We start from the raw sequence: 20,131 nt of genomic DNA, 5'->3' as shown, positions 1-20,131 counted from the left end.
AAATATAGGATAAGGTTGTCGAAAGGTGGAATTTCATGAGATATGCTATAGCTTTGCTTACATCTATGGTTCTGTTGCTATCTGGTTGCGGAGAAGAAGAGAAGGCGAAAGAAGATACACCTAATAAAAGTGTAGAACAGACACAATCAAATCAGGGAACAAAGCCTAATAAAGCTGAAATTAACAAAGAGGTACCTAAAGAAACAGCAGCGAAGCCGATAGAGGAGATTTCACAAAACTATCAGGTCAATCTAACAAATTGGAAAATTGAGCCTATAGAAGATGGTGAAAAGAAAGTAGCTCTATTAACCATCGATGATGCACCGGATCGATATAGTTTAGCAATGGCAAAAAAATTAAAAGAAATGAATGCCTCTGCTATATTTTTCGTTAACGGACATTTTTTGGAATCGGATGCGCAAAAAAAGATATTGAAACAAATCTATGATATGGGATTTGAAATCGGTAACCATACATATAGCCATGCCGTCCTGCCAGAATTGGATGAAGAGGCGCAAAAAGAAGAAATTATTAAAGTGAATGATATGGTGGAAACTATAACCGGTGAAAGGCCCAGATTTTTTAGAGCTCCATATGGGCAAAACACAGAGTTCTCAAAACAAATAGCCAAAGAAGAAAAAATGCAGTTAATGAATTGGACAATAGGATACGATTGGGAAAAACAGTACCAAGATAAGGACGCTTTAGTGAAAGTTATGCTTACTAGCAAAGAATTGTATCAGGGAGCAAACCTGCTTATGCATGACCGTAAATGGACTAATGATGCAATGCCAGAATTAGTTGAAGGATTACGTGCAAAGGGTTATAGGGTGATAAATCCTCGTGAAATAAAATCTTTTTAATGGAAGAGTTCTGGCAGCCTCAGTAATTAGGCTGCCTTTTTCAATACTATTTTTAAGTAACTAGTTGAAGAGTGGATGGGTGGGTAATATGTTTGTACAGAAATCCTTTGGTATGGTTAGCGCCTGCTTAAGGGGAAACCTCCGGATTGAGTTAATATGTGTTGGCAAAACTAGATCTGTCCTTGCTCGGTAGATGATTCATGATTTGACGACTTTCTAGATAGCTATTCAACCAGTAGCTTGATCATCACTATTAGGTACATATAGGTTATAAGCCCTCTAAATAAACCAATTTAAAGTATAAAGTATGGCTCTACTTTTTTAGATTAAAATGGATGATTCTCCCGTTAAATAAATGAAGTTCCCCTTTTAATTTCTTTGATAAAAATTTAGCAAACTCATTAGCCTTCGATTTATCACCAATTGTAGAGTGTTGAGATAGACTGATTTGGATATAAGGGACTCTTTGTTTATTTTCATCAGGGGTTTGTATATATTCATAATCCACTCCAATGGCTATCATGTGATAGTCCTTTTCCTCTGAGTATAAATAAAACCAATTATGTTTCCCTTCGTCTGTTACTTTCAAAACATAAGGAAATGCAGTTTTACTATAATCCCATGCTAATTGTTCGGAAGTATGCGAGATTGATTGTCTATACTGATTGATCAATTGTTTAATGTCCTCAATAGTTATGTCATCTTTTATGGATCCCTTCATTTTTATAAACGTTGATAAAGTCATAGGAACCTCCCTGAATTAATTTATTTTAATTAGTTTATCATTACCTGAAAATGGATAACAAGGGTGATAATGAAAACGCTTTTCTTGGTTAAGTGTATTTAATTTCATTAATGAAGGAATTCATGGATAAAATCATTAGAATAATAGCCAATTTAACTGTTTAAATATTGATATTACACTTACTGATACATTTGCAGGATAAGAGTGTCTAATTGTCATATTAATAATATATTATACACAATTTAACGAAAAATATTTTAATGTGTTATACAATTTGGGCTTGAAATATTCAATGAGTTATACTATTATTGATTTATGGAATTAAAACGCTTTCTTGGAAGGTGTTTACATTTAGAAAAGGAGATGAAATGAATGGGTACAATCGTATGTACAGGATGCAACAATACAATCGATCATTTTGAAGACGAAAAAGTAACAGTATTGTATGCAACATGCACTGATTGCCACAGTTGTGAACAAGAATAGTCACTAGACCAAAACCGGTTCATTTCAAAAACTATAATCATTTAATCTTGAAAACTATAAAAAGTTAACATTAGCGATGACAACCTTCAATTTTCCAGGGGTTGTCTTTTTTATTTACTCGCAAGAACACGGTGTATTCTTTACTTATTCTTTATATGATAAATTAATGATACACAAATGATTGGTTTCACTTTTCAATTAAGAAGCGAATCATATATTGCCATTGTGTAAAAGCAATCCTAACGACAAAGGAGGGTGTTTTATGTGGAAAACGCGTGTAACAGAGTTGCTTGGCATAGAGCTGCCAATAATTCAAGGGGGGCTGGCTTATCTAGCCTATGCTGAATTGGCTGCCGCCGTTTCAAACGCTGGTGGACTTGGTCAAATTACAGCTATGTCATTGAGCAGTCCTGAGGATTTAGCTAGTGAAATTGATAAGGTACGTTCTATGACTTCTTCCCCATTCGGAGTTAATTTTGCTATTGGTAACCACGGTAAACCTTATGAAGAATTTGTACAAGTGGTACTCTCCAAAGGAGTAGAAGTTGTTTCTGTTACAGGGGGAAACCCGAAAGAATTTTTAGAGATGTTTAAGGGTACTGGAGTAAAAACACTCGTATTGACTGCAGGGGTAAGGCATGCTATGAAAGCTGAAGAACTTGGAGCAGACGCAGTTATGGTGGTTGGCTATGAAGGTGGAGGCCATATAGGAAGAGATGAGTTGAGTACAATGGTCCTGGTGCCTCAGACAGTTGATCATGTCTCCATTCCTGTTATTGCTGCTGGAGGTATTGGAGATGGAAGAGGTTTAATGGCAGCGCTGGCCCTGGGTGCTGAAGGTATAGAAATGGGTACACGATTCATTACTACGAAAGAATGTATACATGCTCATGCCGCTTATAAGCAAGCAATCATAGATAGCTCTGAAAAGGATACGGTAGTGATTAAAAAGAGCTTAGGTGCTCCAGGACGTGCCATTCATAATCCGCTTACGGATATTATCCTTGGAATGGAGGATAATAATTGTACATATGAGGATTTAAAAGATTATATTAGTGGTGTAAGAAACAAAGCATTTATATATAATGGAGATTCAGAAGCTGGTTTTGGTTGGGCTGGTCAAGTTGTTGGTATAATTAAGGATGAGCCAACAGTAGAGCAATTGTTCAGTAGAATGCTAGCGGAAGCAGCAGCTATAAGAGAACGCTGGAAAGCAATTACAACATAAGAGGTGGTACATATGGATTATCAATATCCGATTGATTATGAATGGTCTACTGATGAGATCGTAAAGGTTATATCTTTTTTTCAAGGAATCGAGAAAGCTTATGAGAACGGGATAGAAAGGGAACAGTTAATGAACCTTTACAATGAGTTTAAGCGAATTGTTCCTTCTAAATCTGAGGAAAAGAAATTGTGCAATGAGTTTGAAGAAGTGAGTGGCTACTCTGCCTATCAAGCAATTAAGCGAGCAAAAAACAGTGCTAATGAAGGATTTATAAAATTAAGCCGATAAAAGACATTAACCCTCTTGGCATAGTGCTAATGGGGGTTAATGTCTTTTTCGAGTTTATTAGACATTGTACAGGGGTATTAAATGTACAAATACATCATGAATAATTTCAACTAATTGATCACCGGAAAGTTGAACAGCTTCCTCGCGTGGAATTTGATAGCCGCATAATAATTCAGCTTTTTTGACTGTTTGTAAACGATTAAACATATCGTTTAAGCCATCGGTTGATAATGTACTGTGAGGAATAACTTCCGGCTTCATGTGATCAATAGACCACACGTAATCAGATGGGATAAGATTTTTTATCGATTCAGTTTGGCTAGCCAATCGTTGTCCCTTTTGCGCTTTGTCTTTGGCTTCATAAATAATTGCATACCAAATAAATAAATGGGTTTCCCACAGACCGATTTGAAAATGTGGCTGCATTTTGTAACCGCGTGGATTGGATGAAAAAGATACCCATGTATCATTCGGCGGGTTAATCGTACGACGAGCATGCTTTGCAATATGGGGATACATTGGATCTTGTGTTAAAACAGATAATTCCTCTGTGAAAATCTGACTTAATGTTTCAAATTTGGGACGTATTAAGGTTTTGATTGCATCCATTCGTTGGTCGAGACCATCTATTGTAAATACATTAAAGTCTTCATTTGTGAAACCTTTTATAACCATATATATTACCTCCTATTCTCTCTTATTTTAGCATAAGAATAGAGAGGCCAAATAATATTATGCATATGTAACTAGGCGCTTGTCTATTTTGGTTGCAATAATCCAGAAAGAACATACTATAGTACAAAGTACAATTAAATTTCTGAATTTTCTTAAAATAAATGCAAGGAGAGGATTTTTATGAAACAGGTAGTTAATCACAAACTGAAAGCTCAAGAAGTCGAGAAACATAGAAAAGTAGTTCTCCGGATGGAACTGGATTATGAATTGGCTACCTTATATGAAGCTATTCAGCAGGATGATGAAAAACAAAAAAATTGTTCAAAACAAAAACTTGAAAGAATAAGAAAAGAACTTCTGCGCTTAAAAGCACTTTAATAGTGGATATTATTATATGATTTTTTGATTGATTAAGACGAACTGCATGTTCTCGTTCATGATGTTCGTCTTTTCTTGTTATTTAATGTCATTCGAATTAAGCTGGAATTAATATACATACTATAGAAAAGATTTTAATTGAGGTGGGAAAAATGGCGGAATGGTCCAACATTCACGAGATGGCGGTTCAATGGATTAAAGAAGCAGGGGTAAAGATTATTAACTCATTTGAATCAATTTTAGATATTAACACAAAATCAAATGTAAATGATTTAGTCACTAATATGGATATGGAAATAGAGCAATTCTTTAAAGAAAAAATATCTGAACAATTTCCTACTCATCATATTCTCGGTGAAGAAGGTTCTGGCCATGATTTGCAGTCACTGGATGGAGTAGTTTGGATTATCGATCCTATAGACGGAACAATGAATTTTGTGCACCAGCAAAGAAATTTTGCGATATCAATAGGTATAATAGAAAATGGTATTGGAAAGATTGGGCTAATATATGATGTTGTCCATGATGAACTGTATCACTGTATAAAGGGAAAAGGAGCTTTTCTCAATGATAGCGAGATTCCTAAGATAAAGGAAGTTCCACTTCCCGAATCTATTATAGGTTTAAATCCAATTTGGCTGACGGACAATAAAAAAATTGATAAGAATCTGACGGGCAGACTTGTCAAAGATATAAGAGGGACCAGGTCCTATGGATCTGCTGCCCTTGAAATTGCCTATGTTGCTACTGGGAGAATGAACGCTTATATATCGATGAGATTGGCGCCATGGGATTTTGCGGGGGGAGCCGTGATTATTGAAGAATTGGGTGGAAAAGTGACTGATCTGCAAGGTAACCCGATTCATTATCTAAAGAAGAGCTCATTCCTAGTGTCATCGCCAGCTTTACATGGAGTGATTCTTGAGCAGTATTTATCATCCTGATGGCTATAAAAGAGAAAAAGCATCAGTACTGATGCTTTTTTATTGCTTAAAATATGATATTGCGGTAAAATTATTTAGTTAAAAGAATAGTCTAAAGTTTTTCTCTCCAACGCTTTTTTAGTGTAAAGCCGCTTCCCATAATGCCGATAAAAGCTAACAAGCATAGGACAATGGCCACTACACTTCCTTCAGCGATGGATATAGCAATTCCGCATAAGCTTGTCACAGCGAGAACTGCTAGCAGCATAAATATAAAGTTAATATTCATATGTAATCACCCCAATCTTCATATTCATTGTACACAATACGATAGCAGCTTTCTAGTTTCAGTATGTTATAATGACAAGGTTGGTTTCGATAAGCATAAAATCTGGGAGTTGAAATAGTTTGCAATACAGAAATGACGTCAAAAATATAGCGATTATCGCTCACGTTGACCATGGTAAAACAACTTTGGTCGACCAATTGTTAAAACAAGCAGGTACATTCCGTTCTAATGAACAAGTTGCTGAAAGAGCAATGGATTCCAATGATCTTGAAAGAGAGCGCGGTATTACAATTTTAGCGAAAAATACTGCCGTTAACTATAAAGATACACGTATTAACATATTGGATACACCGGGACACGCAGACTTCGGCGGAGAAGTAGAACGTATCATGAAAATGGTAGACGGTGTTCTCTTAATCGTTGATGCGTATGAGGGTTGTATGCCGCAAACCCGTTTTGTACTAAAAAAAGCATTAGAACAAAAACTTACGCCAATCGTTGTTGTTAACAAAATTGACCGTGACTTTGCTCGCCCTGAGGAAGTAATTGATGAAGTTATTGATTTGTTTATTGAATTGGGTGCTACTGAAGAACAATTGGAATTCCCAGTTGTTTATGCATCAGCAATTAACGGTACCGCTTCTTTAAGCCCTGATGTGGCTGATCAAGAAGAAAATATGGAGTGTTTATTTGAATCAATCGTAGAAAATATTCCATCACCTGTTGACAATCGTGAAGAACCGCTGCAATTCCAGGTTGCTTTGCTGGATTATAGTGATTATTTAGGAAGAATAGGAATTGGCCGTGTTTTCCGTGGCACAATGAAAGTTGGACAACAAGTATCCTTAATGAAACTTGATGGAACTGCGAAAAATTTCCGTGTAACTAAAATATTCGGCTTCCAAGGATTGAAACGTGTGGAAGTAGAAGAAGCCTTACCGGGTGATTTGATTGCTGTCAGCGGTATGGAAGACATTAACGTTGGGGAAACAGTTTGCCCAGTAGATGTTCAGGAGCCGCTTCCAGTTCTGCGTATAGACGAGCCTACATTACAAATGACATTTGTAGTAAACAACAGTCCATTCGCCGGCAGAGAAGGTAAATGGGTAACATCACGTAAAATCGAGGAGCGTTTAATGAGCCAGCTCCAAACAGATGTAAGTTTACGTGTGGATCCTACTGATTCTCCGGATGCCTGGATTGTTTCCGGACGCGGAGAGTTACACTTATCCATTCTTATCGAAAATATGCGCCGTGAAGGATATGAACTTCAAGTGTCTAAGCCTGAAGTAATCATCCGTGTTATTGATGGTGTTAAATGTGAACCTGTGGAACGCGTACAAGTTGATATTCCTGAGGAATACACAGGTGCAATCATGGAATCATTAGGGGAAAGAAAAGGCGAAATGCTGGATATGGTCAATAACGGAAGCGGACAAGTACGTCTAGTGTTTAACGTTCCTTCCCGTGGATTGATCGGGTATACAACTGAATTCTTAACATTAACTCGTGGTTATGGTATTTTGAACCATACATTCGATTCTTATCAACCTATGCAGGCAGGTCAGGTTGGAGGAAGAAGACAAGGTGTTCTTGTATCCATTGAGACAGGTAAAGCTACTCAATACGGTATCATTCAAATTGAAGACCGCGGCGTTATCTTTGTAGAGCCAGGTACTGAAATTTATGAAGGTATGATTGTTGGGGAACATAATCGTGAAAATGACTTAACTGTCAATATTGTTCGTGCTAAACAACAAACAAACGTTCGTTCCGCTACAAAAGATAATACAGTTACTATGAAAAAACCTAGAATCATGTCACTTGAAGAAGCATTGGAATATTTAAATGATGATGAATACTGCGAAGTAACACCAGAATCAATTCGTTTACGTAAGAAGATTTTGGATAAAAACGAACGTGAAAAAGCAGCTAAGAAAAAGAAATTCGCTGAATAACTTTTACCTTTGGGGAGAGGGAGCGTTTTAAAGTGGATATTACAAATAACCTGCCGTTCTTTGCAGACTTGTATCGAATAGGAGACCCACAATATTCACAAATAGGGGTGTGGGCTCTATATTTGACGATTATAGTACTTTGCGGAATAGTGTATAAACTGGGGTTTGCTAGAAAATTAAGTCTTGGAAAAAGCATAGTAGTCTATGCCATTATGGCCTTTGGATGCAGCTTTTTGACCTTTTTGGCACTATTCTTGCCTGTAGCAGAAGTACTGGTAGTGGCTGCTGCTTTTCTGGGAATTTATAAATATAGACTCCGTAAGGAAATGAAAAACGAGGTAAATGCGGAATAAGGAGTGAGCGAATGAACTCTGTTCAGGATACGATCTATAATTGGTTAACGATAAAAGTTGTCATTGATCATCGACCTGAAGATACCGCAGCAAATGAAACAGTCCTCTGGTTCGAAAATACCTTGCAGGAGAAGTTTGGTATATCAGACTATCACTATAAAAAAAGTGGCGGTTGGTATATCGTCACCTATAAAAATGAAGAGTCTGTAAATGAATTCAGGTTTCCGGAGGATATGATTGAGGTTATGCTCAATCAAATACTCCAGAATCCGGATCATTACCGTAATTATCCATCATAAAAAAACAGAGAAGATGAGTATCTCATTCTTCTCTGTTTTTTTGTTTTTATTTGAAGATTACAGGTAAAACAGCCCGATTTCTTTCAGGTATATGTAGTTTACCACGTGTCCTCTTCTTTAGCCGCCCGATATAATCTGAAATTTCCAGTGCTTTTTCGTGCAATTGTTCGTTCTTCGATACGTTTATTGCATTCCTGACACATATATGTATGAATTGGACGATTTCTAAGTCGTTTAGCCATTAACGTTTCATCATCAATTGATTCGATTTTATCACAGATTACACATTTAACTCGCATTACAGGACACCCCAATCTATTGCATGTAAAGTCATTATACCATATAAGGATTTTCCATACATGGTTATGGAATGGTCTGGTTATTTGAAACGGATAAGATGAATGATTAAAATTTTTTTCAAACTTTAAGAATAAAACAATTTAAAGGAAATGGGTTATTTTCTTCTATTTTTGTATGTAAATACATATATTTGAGCATCAGATTTGTCCAGCTATTAAAAACAAAATTCCATCCGGCTTATTTTGATTAAACGTGAAAAATGCAACTCTTGCTTATTAAATGTTGTATTTCAATAAGTCATCAGCGTGTTGTAAAGCTCTGGATAGGTAATGAAATTATGACACAGGAGGATATATTTTGAGCAAAATTTATGTTCTAGATACGAATGTATTATTGCAGGATCCAATGTCTATTTTTTCATTCCAGGATAACGAGGTCATCATCCCGGCAGTAGTATTGGAGGAACTGGATTCAAAAAAACGAAACTTGGACGAAGTAGGGAAAAACGCCCGCTATGTTTCAAGACTTATTGATCAGCTGCGTACAAAAGGTAAGCTTCATCATAAAATCCCATTGTCGAATGGTGGGGTGTTAAAAATAGAGATGAATCATCGCTCACCCCACAATGTCGCAGAATACTTTGCAGAAAAAACAAATGATAATCGTATATTGGCAATTGCCAAAAATTTATCGCTGGAAGAACAGGCAAAAGAAAATGGGCGGAGCGTAATATTAGTAAGTAAAGATATTCTAATGCGGGTAAAAGCGGATGTACTGGGACTTTTAGCAGAGGATTTTTTGAGTGATCGAGTTATACATGAGGATCAGATGTACGCCGGCTTTATCGAGATATTTGTTTCGCGAGCTGATATAAATGAATTCTATTCCAAGGGAGAGATAGCAGCTCCTGCTGATGTAGCAGAGGGGATTCATTTAAATCAATTTGTCATTATGAAATGCACAGAAATAACTTCGCTTTCTGCTTTAGGAATTATTAGCGGACATGAAAAAAGAATAAAAAAGCTTCGATATAATCAGGAGCATGTTTGGGGTATAAAGCCGCGAAATGTGCAGCAGCATATGGCAATCGAATTATTATTAAGAAGTGATATCCAGTTAGTCACATTAACTGGAAAAGCAGGTACAGGGAAAACACTTTTAGCACTCGCATCAGGTTTGCTTCAAACAGAGGATTTGGGGGAGTATAATAAATTACTGGTAGCAAGGCCAATTGTACCAATGGGGAAAGATTTGGGTTTCCTGCCTGGTGAAAAAGAAGAAAAACTGCGTCCATGGATGCAGCCAATCTATGATAATCTTGAATTTTTATTTAACACAAAAAAGCCAGGTGAATTGGACTCTATTTTAGCTGGTATAAATTCTATTGAGGTGGAGGCCTTAACATATATAAGAGGACGCAGCTTACCGGATAGCTTTATTATCATGGATGAAGCTCAGAACCTTACCAAACATGAAGTGAAAACCATACTGACACGTGTAGGTGAGCGCAGTAAGATTATTTTACTGGGGGATCCTGCTCAAATTGATCATCCTTATTTGGATGAATGGAACAATGGGCTGACATATGTTTTGGAAAAGTTTAAGAATGAAGCCATTGCAGGCCATGTGAATTTAGTGAAGGGGGAACGTTCCGGATTAGCTCAATTAGCGGCAGATTTATTATGAGTGAATCTTCTATCTAATTATCCTAACAGGAATGGGTCAGTGTACTTCCTGCTCCAAATCATTTAGAGTGTTTGTGTATTAGTAGCTTGTAGTTATCAGGGGCCATATAGCGTCTATACGGCTCCTGAACTCTTTATTGAATTGTAAAACCTGTTACGTTTTTAATGGGTGCTTGCCTGTTGGAGCCATCGCCGTGGTAAATATGAATGGGTCCACCCTCATCCGCTTTGATTGGTCGCCCTTTAATAGAAAAGCCAGCAACCAGTTGAAGCGCTTCCTCAAAAGAGAATGTGAAATTAGCATTTTCTGTATGTACAATAACAGCTGCAGAAGTACTTTCAGGTTCAGTGTTCAAGAAAAAAGGCTTTAATACAATCCCGAAACTGTTTTCAGTAAGCTGCTGTTTCTTTGTTTTTATTACAGGTTTACTTGGCGGTGGGGATGCCCCTTCAATGATCTCTTTATCCCATTGTGATGATACCTGTTTTAAATAGGTCTCCTGTTCAGGATTTTCTTTCTGATTGTTTTCTGGATGCCAAGCATCAAGATCGAATTTCCTGTCATCAAATATCCAAGTGCCAGGGTCGAGATATATCGGGAATTTTACATTCCCTTTTATTTGTAGAATATCTTTCATAATTGACTCTCCTTTCCAATTTTAATCTTATAGCTGCTGAATGAGTATGTACAGTAATTCGCTGCACGAAGGTTATCTTTTTTTAGAAAAAACTAAACTCCTTGACATTACCTTTTCTTGCAATTTTACGATTTTAAGGGTAGAATTTTATAATAGATTGGTTCATTGGGCCATAATGGGGGGTTGCACATTGACATCTGATATCCTTGTCAATCATCAAGAAAAGGCCTACGCATTGTTAAAGGCTGACGCTGATAAAATATTTAAACTAATAAAGGTGCAAATGGACAATTTGACTATGCCTCAGTGTCCGTTATATGAAGAAGTTTTAGATACCCAAATGTTTGGTCTCTCCAGAGAAATTGACTTTGCCGTTCGATTAGGATTAATAGAAGAGAAAGACGGTAAAGAGCTATTGGGATTCCTTGAACAAGAACTTTCTGCTCTTCATGATGCTTCCTTAAGAAAATAAGTAGCAGTCGAAACTCAAACGATGCCGATGTTGTTTGAGTTTTTTTGTTTTTCTTTATATAATTTTTAAACAAGCATATTTTTTAAAATGAAATTTATTCAAGGAGACCTATATGATAAAACGTATTTTAAAATCGTATGATTTTACCCTCATCGCTGTCATTATCGCTATAAGTATTTTTGGTCTTGTAATGGTCTATAGCGCCAGTATGGTAACGGCTGTGTCAAGATTTGGACTTCCGAGCGATTTTTTCTACATAAAACAATTTAGGCATTTAATCATCGGGTTTATCCTGTTTTTCATTGTAGCTGCTATACCTTATCCGGTTTTTAAAAATAAAAAGTTTTTGGTGATCATCGTACTAGGCTCGATTATCTCTCTCGTTGCTTTAAATTTTATTGGCCACACCGCCGGAAATGCGGAGAGCTGGTTTAAGCTTGGAGCGCTAGGGAGTTTGCAGCCATCAGAGTTTATTAAGTTAGGTATGATTATATACTTATCCGCAGTCTATTCGAATAAACAAAAATATATCAATGTCTTTAATAAGGGTGTAGTACCACCACTATTATTCTTGTTAGTTATCTGTTTATTGATCGTTTTGCAGCCGGATATCGGGACGGCATTCATTCTTTTTATGAGTTCTTGTACTATTATCTTATGCTCTGGTATGAATTTTAAGAGTTTAGGTAAACTGCTATCGATTTTGTTCGGAGCTATCCTTGTTGCGACACCAATCATTTTTCTTTTTAAAGACAAGATCTTTACTCCAAAAAGGCTTGAACGTTTCGTAGGATTTTTAGACCCGTTTTCCAGTGAGAAGTATGAAGGATATCAGTTGGTCAATTCTTATGTGGCAATTGGCAATGGTGGCATTACCGGTGTGGGATTTGGACAAAGCACGCAGAAATATGGTTATCTGCCTGAACCGCACACTGACTTTATAATGTCTGTGATTTCTGAAGAGTTAGGACTTATTGGGGTAGGATTTGTTATTATATGCTTGGCTACGATTGTATTAAAAGGGATTCATACCGCGATAAAATCGAATGATCCATTTGGGAGTATGCTGGCAGTAGGTATTTCCAGTATGATTGGAATTCAAGCTATGGTTAACTTAGGTGGAGTAGCTGGACTAATACCGATTACTGGGGTTACTTTACCATTTATCAGCTATGGTGGTTCTTCCTTAATTATTCTTTTGATATCTGTCGGATTACTGGTCAATGTCTCTATGATGACGAGATATGATGCAGCCTACAAAAAAGAACCAGTTGAAAAAGGGGAGACACTCCAGGGATAAGCTGGCTTAAAATAATGAGTAAGAATAATCTTCTTACTCATTATTTTTACTAAAAAATTACTATATTGTCATAATTTTCAGGAAGCTGTGAGGTGCTCAGGATGAGAAAAATTAAAAAAGTATTGGCTGCCAACCGTGGAGAAATTGCTATCCGTATTTTTCGAGCTTGCAATGAATTGGATATTAAAACTGTTGCTATTTATTCAAAAGAGGATTACAAATCCTATCATCGATATAAAGCAGACGAAGCCTATTTAGTTGGTGCCGGTAAAAAGCCGATTGATGCCTATCTTGATATTGAAGGAATTATTGAGATTGCTAAGATGAGTGATGTAGATGCTATACATCCTGGATATGGTTTGCTCTCTGAAAATATCGAATTTGCAAAACGATGTGAAGAAGAGGGACTTATTTTTATTGGTCCTAAAACAAATCATCTCGATATGTTTGGAGATAAAGTAAAGGCAAAAGAGCAAGCGAAAATGGCAGGTATTCCTATTATTCCAGGAAGTGAAGGACCAGTTTCTGGTTTGGAAGAAGTTACGAAGTTTGGAGAAATCAATGGTTACCCGATTATTATAAAAGCTTCTCTCGGCGGCGGCGGAAGGGGTATGCGCATTGTTCGTAACCCAGAGGAAGTAGAAGAAGCCTATAACCGGGCAAAATCAGAGGCAAAAGCTGCTTTTGGCAATGATGAAGTTTACGTAGAAAAATTTATTGAGAATCCCAAGCATATTGAAGTTCAAATACTGGGTGATCAAAGCGGAAATATTGTCCATTTGTATGAAAGGGACTGCTCTGTGCAACGCCGTCACCAAAAAGTAGTCGAGGTAGCTCCATGTGTGTCACTTACCGATTCCTTACGAGAAAGGATATGTGACGCTGCAGTTCAATTAATGAAGAATGTAGAATATGTAAATGCGGGTACGGTAGAATTCCTTGTTTCTGGAGATGAATTTTTCTTTATCGAGGTAAACCCTCGTGTCCAGGTTGAGCATACAATCACTGAGATGATTACGGGCATTGATATTGTTCAATCTCAAATCAAGATTGCTGAGGGACACAGTTTACACGGTACTTCATTAAACATACCTAAACAAGACAATATACATATCAATGGGTATGCCATTCAGGCAAGGGTGACGACGGAAGATCCCTTAAATAATTTTATGCCGGATACAGGCCGAATTGCAGCTTATCGTTCTAGCGGCGGTTTTGGTGTTCGTCTGGATGCTGGAAATGCTTTTCATGGATCGGTTATTACACCATATTATGATTCCTTGCTTGTTAAAGTATCCACTCATGCTACCAGATTCGATCAGGCAGCTATAAAAATGCTGCGTAATTTAAGAGAATTCCGTGTCAGAGGAATTAAAACAAATATTCCTTTCCTTGAAAATGTGGTAAAGCATAAAAAATTTATTGCAGGAGAATACGATACATCATTCATCGATACAACACCTGAGCTTTTTGTTTTCTCTAACCGACAAGATCGTGGAACCAAAATGCTGAATTATATCGCTAATGTGACTGTCAATGGTTTTCCGGGCATAGGTGTTAAGGAGAAACCGGTTTTCGAAAAACCAAAAGTTCCCCAAACTCACGATTACTTAGCATCTCAGACAGGTACCAAGCAATTATTAGATAAACTGGGACCAGAGGGGCTGGCTCAATGGGTTAAAGAACAAAAAAATGTGTTAATCACAGATACTACATTCAGGGATGCACACCAATCACTTTTAGCTACCAGAGTGAGAACGAAGGATTTACAAGAGATTGCTGCACCAACCTCAAAGCTTATGCCGAATCTGTTTTCACTTGAAATGTGGGGCGGGGCAACATTTGATGTAGCCTACCGGTTCTTAAAGGAAGATCCATGGGAAAGATTATTATTACTTAGACAGGAAATCCCTAATGTATTATTCCAGATGCTCCTGCGCTCATCTAATGCAGTTGGCTATAAGAATTATCCTGATAATGTTATCCGGGAATTTGTTGAAAAATCTGCCTATGCGGGAATAGACGTATTCCGAATTTTTGATAGCCTTAACTGGGTTAAGGGAATGGAGAAGACAATTGATTATGTTCGCCAATCAGGAAAAATTGCCGAGGCAGCGATTTGCTATACAGGTGATATACTCGACCTAAGCAGGCAAAAATATGATGTGCAATACTATAGAAATCTTGCTAAAGAGCTAGAGGCACAGGGAGCACATCTATTAGCTATTAAAGATATGGCAGGCTTATTGAAGCCGGAAGCAGCCTACCGCCTGATTTCAGAGTTAAAAGATGCAGTTGACATACCGATCCAGCTTCATACACATGATACGAGCGGGAATGGTATCTATCAGTACGCACGAGCGATTGATGCCGGTGTGGATATCGTTGATACGGCACTTGGATCAATGGCTGGACTTACCTCACAGCCAAGCTTAAATTCTCTTTATTATGCATTGGAGGGTCATGAGAGGCAGCCGCAATTCGATATTAAGCCAGTCGAAAAGTTATCAGAGTATTGGGAAGGGGTCAGAAGTTACTATGCTGATTTTGAAAGTGGAATGAAGTCCCCCCATACAGAAATCTATGTACATGAAATGCCAGGCGGTCAATACTCCAACCTTCAGCAGCAAGCGAAAGCAGTTGGTTTAGGTGAACGCTGGGATGAAGTAAAAGAAATGTATCATCGAGTAAGTATGATGTTTGGTGATATTATCAAAGTAACACCATCGTCCAAGGTAGTAGGCGATATGGCTTTGTTTATGGTACAAAATGATTTGACAGAAAGTAGTGTGTTGGAGAAAGGCCATTTGATCGATTTCCCTGATTCAGTTATTGAATTGTTCAGCGGATATTTAGGACAGCCATATGGCGGTTTCCCTGAAGAACTTCAAAAGGTAATTCTAAAAAATAGATCTCCTATTACAGTTCGCCCAGGTGAGTTGCTTGAGGACGTGGATTTTGTGAAGATAAAGGAAGAGTTGTTTGAGAAAATCAAACGTCCAGTTACGATGTTTGATGCACTCGCTTATGCACTATATCCAAAAGTCTTCCTTGATTATGTGAACTCGAATAGTGAGTATGGCAATATAACAGAGTTAGATACACCAACGTTCCACTATGGACTTTCCATTGGAGAGGAAATAGAAGTGGAAATCGAAAAGGGAAAAACCTTAATTATTAAACTAATTTCAATTAGTGAGCCACGTATAGATGGCACAAGAATGGTTTATTTTGAACTCAATGGACAGGCTCGAGAAGTGGTAGTTAAGGACGAAAGTGTTAAAACTCTTATTCAGTCGAAACCAAAGCAGGACGTTTCCAATCCAAACCATATTGGTGCAACAATGCCTGGAACCGTGATGAAGGTATTAGTGTCTCATGGACAAAAAGTCAAAAAAGGAGACCATTTAATCATAACGGAGGCAATGAAAATGGAAACAACAGTTCAGGCACCATTTGACGGAGTCATCAAAGAGATTTATGTTAATGATGGAGAAGCCATACAGACGGGCGATTTGTTGATTGTGCTTGATAAATAAAACTAAAACACAATAAAAAGGAGCGTGGGTTTTTAACTCACGTTCCTTTTTATGTATTGGATTATTTCCCTAGTTTGTATAATGTGATGCAAAAGGATGATTTTATACATTCTAATCAGCTTGTTTTCCTAACAGACGGATTCGAGGCTTCTGCAGCTTTGCTTTTCCGTGATCTCGTTACAAGAAGGATAAAATAGGAAAAAACTCCAAATAAACAAGAAATCAATATGGCGTGTAAGAGGGCTACATACAAGTTTAAACGGGTATAAATGATAAAAGCACCTGCTATAACCTGTAAACTGACAAGAATAAGGGAGAGCGTCCATCCCCAGTATAAAACTTTTATATGGCGATAATTGCGCCAAGTATAGACGAAAATATATAAAATCCAGATAAAGATGAGGCCTGCAGCAGCGCGATGCCCCATTTGAATAAACTGATACATATTATGAGGGACTATAGTACCATCATTAAAACAAAGGGGCCACTCAGGACAGACGAGACTTGCTTCTGCGTGACGTACCAGCGCACCGGTATAGATAACAATATAGGAATAAATAAATAGAGCGATAATGTGAATGGACATTTTCCTCGGGATTATCAGCTTTTCCGCATCGAACTTTTTATCAACTTCAAAAATCAGTAGAGTTAAAAGTAGAACGGCGGCAAAAGAGATGAGTGATATCCCAAAATGCAAAGCCAGCACGGCATCAGAATGACTCCAAACGACGGCGGCAGCTCCCAGCAATGCTTGAATGATTAGAAATGCAATAGATAGGAGAGCAAGAAATTTGGTTTCTCTAATATGTCCAATGGCTTTCCATGACCAGATCGCTAATCCAACTACCATGAAGGATCCAAGGCCGGTAAAAAGACGGTGTGCGAATTCAATTAGTAGTGCGGGCGTGATATCCGTGGGAATCAATTCTCCGTTGCAAAGCGGCCAGGAGCGTCCACATCCTAAACCAGAATCTGTTTTTGTGACGAGCGCACCGCCGATTAAGATTACAAGCATGACAAAGGATGTCATAACGGCAAACCATTTCAAAGATTTTTGCATGTAAATCTAACACCTGCTTTGTTTTTATAAAATAGTAAGCTTAAACATTTGTTTCCTAATAACTGGAACCGTATAATGAGGTAAATATTACAAAGTTTGATAATCATTACTAACATATCATAAATAATTTTTACTATAATTACAAAGAAAAGTTTCTAAATAGTCAAAGAAATTATTTATTTAGTGATAATTGAAAATTCATGTAATTGTTTATAGTTGAAACTTAAAGAAGAGTTTGTTAGAAATAGAGAGGGGATTTAATTGGTTAAATAAGGTTTTCATACTTTCAATGTTACAAAAATATATTTACAGGATAAAATTACCACTATATAATGATTAGGTCACACTTATGACAAAAAATGGACAAATTATTTTCACAATAGAAGTGTAATCTGTGTTTAAATATATATTAGGCAAATTTTTCTATATAAATATCACTGTTATAATTTGTGAATATATCGCTTGAAACTAAAAGTTTGGAAATCTACTATTCAGATAGGAGGTAACAGCATGAAACCTAAACCGGCATCGCAGACCTCGTATGAAAACCAGAAGGGACTAGACGTGGAGAAGGATATGAACAGTACAGCATTTAAGGACTTTTTGGTATTAGTAAAGGTAGGCATCGTCAATTCAAATTTAATCACTGTTTTTGCAGGTATTTGGCTCGGTCTTTATTTTACTGACCAGAGTTTCCTAGGGAATCTTGATCTCGTTCTATATGGTGTTATAGGGTCAGCACTGATCATAGCTGGCGCTGGCAGCTTAAACAATTACATAGACCGGGATATCGACGTGTTTATGTCTCGTACAAAGAAGCGTCCGACAGTTACTGGGAAGGTGAACCCTATAAAAGTGTTGTATATGGGCCTGGCACTGGTGGTAACTGGATTATTGATTCTATTAATGGCTACTCCAATGGCAGCTTTTATGGGGTTACTTGGGGTATTGGCCTATGTATTGCTGTATACAATGTGGTCAAAAAGACGGTTTGTCTCAAATACTGTTATCGGCAGTTTTTCTGGTGCTATACCGCCACTAATTGGGTGGGCCGCCATTGACCCAGGATTACATCCGATTGCCTGGGGATTATTTCTATTAATGTTTGTGTGGCAGCCTCCACATTTCTACGCATTGGCTATGAAGCGGACGGAGGAATACAGAGCGGCTGGAATTCCTATGCTGCCTGTAGTAAAAGGATTTAAAGAAACTAAGATTCATATGCTTATATGGGTAGCTTTATTGTTTCCAATTCCATTTATACTGAAACCAATCGGGGTTTCTTTTGTAGTTTTGGCAACAATTTTAAATATAGGTTGGCTTATATTAACTTTAAAGGGATTCTCATTAAAAAAGGAGTTTTCCAAAGAAGAAGATTTAAAGTGGGCCAATAAGATGTTCATTTATTCATTAAACTATATGACTATTTCTTTTGTGGCAATGGTCATTGTTTCTTTAATTAATCGTTTTTAACATTGGGGGTTCTTTCTTAAAGAAATTCAATATATAAGATGTTCCTTTGGAAAGAAGAAATTTTTTACGAAAGAGGGGTAATTATTTGCTATGAAAAAATGGCGCATTGCATCCTTAATTGCTGTTTTGATGCTAATACTTTCGGGTTGTGGAAAGCCGTATCTATCAGCATTGGATCCAGCAGGTGAGGTAGCGAAGAAACAGTATGATTTAATGATACTCAGTACTGCCATTATGGTATTGGTAATCATTGTTGTTGTTATTCTTTTTGTACTTGCAATTTTAAAATTTCGTCGTAAAAAGGGAGATAATACAATCCCTAAGCAAATTGAGGGTAACCACAAATTAGAAATACTTTGGACGGTTATCCCGATTGTTTTATTAATCATCCTTGCAGTTCCAACGATTTATTATACATTTGATTTTGCAGATGTATCTGCCAAGGATGAAAAGGATAAGGATGGGAATCCTACAGCCTTAACTGTAAATGTAAGGGCTAATTATTACTGGTGGGAGTTTGAATATCCTGGCGAAGGTATCATGACAGGGCAAGAACTTGTTGTTCCAACTGATGAAAAGGTTTACTTTAATTTAACAGCGTCAGATGTAAAGCATTCCTTCTGGATTCCTTCAGCTGGGGGTAAGCTTGATACGAACACAGAGGGAGAAAATAGCTTCTGGCTTGAGTTTGATGATGGAAAAAGTGAAGAAGCCGGCAGGATTTTTTATGGAAAATGTGCTGAATTATGTGGGGCTTCCCATGCATTAATGGATTTCAAAGTGAAAGCTTTGCCAAGGGATGAATTTGACCAATGGGTAGCCAGCATGAAAGAAACAAAGCACACGGAAGTAAAACTTACTGATGCAACAGCAAGTGAAGGCCAGGAAATTTTCAATAAAAGCTGTATCGGATGTCATGCGATCGATTCCAATGATCAGCGACCGGAGCAGGCTCGATTAGCACCTAATCTATCAAATTTTGCTGATCGTGAAGTAGTAGCGGGTTATTTGGAAAATAATGAAGAAAATGTGAAGAAGTGGCTTAAGGATCCGGAGTCAGTTAAAGAAGGAAACAAAATGACTGACACTTACGGAGAGCTTTCTGATTCACAAATCGATGCGCTTACTAAGTACCTGGAAACCTTATCGCAAAAATAAGAGTTTGCTAGTTTTCAAAGG

The 20,131-nt window shown here is 37.3% G+C and carries 21 protein-coding genes; 15 read left to right on the top strand and 6 right to left on the bottom strand.

What is annotated here, in order from left to right; genetic code table 11:
• Positions 1 to 35: 35 nt before the first annotated feature.
• Entirely contained in the window at positions 36 to 863 is an 828-nt protein-coding gene (locus AC4G3N_RS08505) for a polysaccharide deacetylase family protein (RefSeq protein WP_491090015.1), read from the top strand.
• A gap of 313 nt (positions 864 to 1,176) precedes the next feature.
• Here AC4G3N_RS08505 and AC4G3N_RS08500 read toward each other — a convergent pair whose 3' ends face one another.
• Complete coding sequence (locus AC4G3N_RS08500) at positions 1,177 to 1,608, bottom strand: DUF1885 family protein (protein ID WP_066100840.1); 432 nt, start codon at positions 1,606 to 1,608, stop codon at positions 1,177 to 1,179.
• A 372-nt stretch (positions 1,609 to 1,980) separates the two neighbouring features.
• Between AC4G3N_RS08500 and AC4G3N_RS08495 the strand changes: the two genes are divergently transcribed.
• From AC4G3N_RS08495 to AC4G3N_RS08485, 3 genes are all read left to right on the top strand, one after another.
• Positions 1,981 to 2,094, top strand: coding sequence for a GapA-binding peptide SR1P (locus AC4G3N_RS08495; RefSeq protein ID WP_077247942.1), 114 nt, complete (start codon positions 1,981 to 1,983; stop codon positions 2,092 to 2,094).
• A gap of 262 nt (positions 2,095 to 2,356) precedes the next feature.
• On the top strand, positions 2,357 to 3,322 hold the full coding sequence (locus tag AC4G3N_RS08490) for an NAD(P)H-dependent flavin oxidoreductase (protein ID WP_066100837.1): 966 nt from the start codon (positions 2,357 to 2,359) through the stop codon (positions 3,320 to 3,322).
• Positions 3,323 to 3,334: 12 nt separating this feature from the next.
• Complete coding sequence (locus AC4G3N_RS08485) at positions 3,335 to 3,610, top strand: UPF0223 family protein (RefSeq protein ID WP_066100834.1); 276 nt, start codon at positions 3,335 to 3,337, stop codon at positions 3,608 to 3,610.
• A 57-nt stretch (positions 3,611 to 3,667) separates the two neighbouring features.
• Here AC4G3N_RS08485 and AC4G3N_RS08480 read toward each other — a convergent pair whose 3' ends face one another.
• A complete protein-coding gene (locus AC4G3N_RS08480) occupies positions 3,668 to 4,285 on the bottom strand; it encodes a DUF1054 domain-containing protein (RefSeq protein WP_139891312.1) in 618 nt (205 codons plus the stop codon).
• 180 nt (positions 4,286 to 4,465) lie between these two features.
• On the opposite strand from AC4G3N_RS08480, the gene AC4G3N_RS08475 reads away from it, so the two are divergent.
• A complete protein-coding gene (locus AC4G3N_RS08475) occupies positions 4,466 to 4,663 on the top strand; it encodes a YkzI domain-containing protein (protein ID WP_066100827.1) in 198 nt (65 codons plus the stop codon).
• A 152-nt stretch (positions 4,664 to 4,815) separates the two neighbouring features.
• Positions 4,816 to 5,607 (top strand): inositol monophosphatase family protein, encoded by a 792-nt coding sequence (locus tag AC4G3N_RS08470; RefSeq protein ID WP_066100824.1) that lies wholly within the window; start codon positions 4,816 to 4,818, stop codon positions 5,605 to 5,607.
• A 91-nt stretch (positions 5,608 to 5,698) separates the two neighbouring features.
• Here AC4G3N_RS08470 and AC4G3N_RS08465 read toward each other — a convergent pair whose 3' ends face one another.
• Entirely contained in the window at positions 5,699 to 5,875 is a 177-nt protein-coding gene (locus AC4G3N_RS08465) for a DUF5325 family protein (RefSeq protein WP_175354216.1), read from the bottom strand.
• Positions 5,876 to 5,994: 119 nt separating this feature from the next.
• Here AC4G3N_RS08465 and typA point away from each other — a divergent pair, with 119 nt between their 5' ends.
• Genes typA through AC4G3N_RS08450 form a run of 3 tightly spaced genes read left to right on the top strand, consistent with a single transcriptional unit; the run spans position 5,995 to position 8,485 of the window.
• Entirely contained in the window at positions 5,995 to 7,833 is a 1,839-nt protein-coding gene (typA, locus tag AC4G3N_RS08460) for a translational GTPase TypA (RefSeq protein ID WP_066100821.1), read from the top strand.
• Between the two features lie 32 nt (positions 7,834 to 7,865).
• A complete protein-coding gene (locus tag AC4G3N_RS08455) occupies positions 7,866 to 8,186 on the top strand; it encodes a YlaH-like family protein (RefSeq protein WP_139891311.1) in 321 nt (106 codons plus the stop codon).
• An 11-nt stretch (positions 8,187 to 8,197) separates the two neighbouring features.
• On the top strand, positions 8,198 to 8,485 hold the full coding sequence (locus tag AC4G3N_RS08450) for a hypothetical protein (RefSeq protein WP_139891310.1): 288 nt from the start codon (positions 8,198 to 8,200) through the stop codon (positions 8,483 to 8,485).
• Between the two features lie 98 nt (positions 8,486 to 8,583).
• Here AC4G3N_RS08450 and AC4G3N_RS08445 read toward each other — a convergent pair whose 3' ends face one another.
• On the bottom strand, positions 8,584 to 8,784 hold the full coding sequence (locus AC4G3N_RS08445; protein WP_066100812.1) for a YlaI family protein: 201 nt from the start codon (positions 8,782 to 8,784) through the stop codon (positions 8,584 to 8,586).
• Between the two features lie 355 nt (positions 8,785 to 9,139).
• Here AC4G3N_RS08445 and AC4G3N_RS08440 point away from each other — a divergent pair, with 355 nt between their 5' ends.
• On the top strand, positions 9,140 to 10,471 hold the full coding sequence (locus tag AC4G3N_RS08440; RefSeq protein WP_175354235.1) for a PhoH family protein: 1,332 nt from the start codon (positions 9,140 to 9,142) through the stop codon (positions 10,469 to 10,471).
• Between the two features lie 133 nt (positions 10,472 to 10,604).
• Here the strand turns inward: AC4G3N_RS08440 and AC4G3N_RS08435 are convergent, their stop codons facing one another.
• Positions 10,605 to 11,108 carry a peptidyl-prolyl cis-trans isomerase gene (locus AC4G3N_RS08435; RefSeq protein WP_148629532.1) on the bottom strand — a complete coding sequence of 168 codons (504 nt, stop codon included), beginning with the start codon at positions 11,106 to 11,108 and terminating at the stop codon, positions 10,605 to 10,607.
• A 175-nt stretch (positions 11,109 to 11,283) separates the two neighbouring features.
• On the opposite strand from AC4G3N_RS08435, the gene AC4G3N_RS08430 reads away from it, so the two are divergent.
• From AC4G3N_RS08430 to pyc, 3 genes are all read left to right on the top strand, one after another.
• Positions 11,284 to 11,580: an Fpa/YlaN family protein gene (locus AC4G3N_RS08430; protein ID WP_373925453.1), complete on the top strand. Its 297-nt coding sequence runs from the start codon at positions 11,284 to 11,286 to the stop codon at positions 11,578 to 11,580.
• 112 nt (positions 11,581 to 11,692) lie between these two features.
• Positions 11,693 to 12,880, top strand: coding sequence for an FtsW/RodA/SpoVE family cell cycle protein (locus tag AC4G3N_RS08425; protein WP_066100800.1), 1,188 nt, complete (start codon positions 11,693 to 11,695; stop codon positions 12,878 to 12,880).
• Positions 12,881 to 12,981: 101 nt separating this feature from the next.
• Positions 12,982 to 16,419 (top strand): pyruvate carboxylase, encoded by a 3,438-nt coding sequence (pyc, locus tag AC4G3N_RS08420; protein WP_066100794.1) that lies wholly within the window; start codon positions 12,982 to 12,984, stop codon positions 16,417 to 16,419.
• 115 nt (positions 16,420 to 16,534) lie between these two features.
• Here pyc and AC4G3N_RS08415 read toward each other — a convergent pair whose 3' ends face one another.
• On the bottom strand, positions 16,535 to 17,479 hold the full coding sequence (locus AC4G3N_RS08415) for a COX15/CtaA family protein (protein ID WP_491090014.1): 945 nt from the start codon (positions 17,477 to 17,479) through the stop codon (positions 16,535 to 16,537).
• Positions 17,480 to 17,989: 510 nt separating this feature from the next.
• Here AC4G3N_RS08415 and cyoE point away from each other — a divergent pair.
• Together cyoE and coxB are read left to right on the top strand one after the other, a co-directional pair.
• Positions 17,990 to 18,952, top strand: a complete 963-nt coding sequence (gene cyoE, locus AC4G3N_RS08410) for a heme o synthase (protein ID WP_491090013.1) — start codon at positions 17,990 to 17,992, stop codon at positions 18,950 to 18,952.
• A gap of 90 nt (positions 18,953 to 19,042) precedes the next feature.
• The gene (gene coxB / locus AC4G3N_RS08405) at positions 19,043 to 20,110 is read left to right on the top strand and encodes a cytochrome c oxidase subunit II (protein ID WP_066100788.1); all 1,068 of its coding nucleotides are present in this window, start codon (positions 19,043 to 19,045) and stop codon (positions 20,108 to 20,110) included.
• Positions 20,111 to 20,131 lie beyond the last annotated feature (21 nt).

The organism is Bacillus sp. z50 (assembly GCF_058313585.1).
Note: the sequence above shows the minus strand (reverse complement) of the source record. Positions and strands in the feature narration are given on the sequence as shown.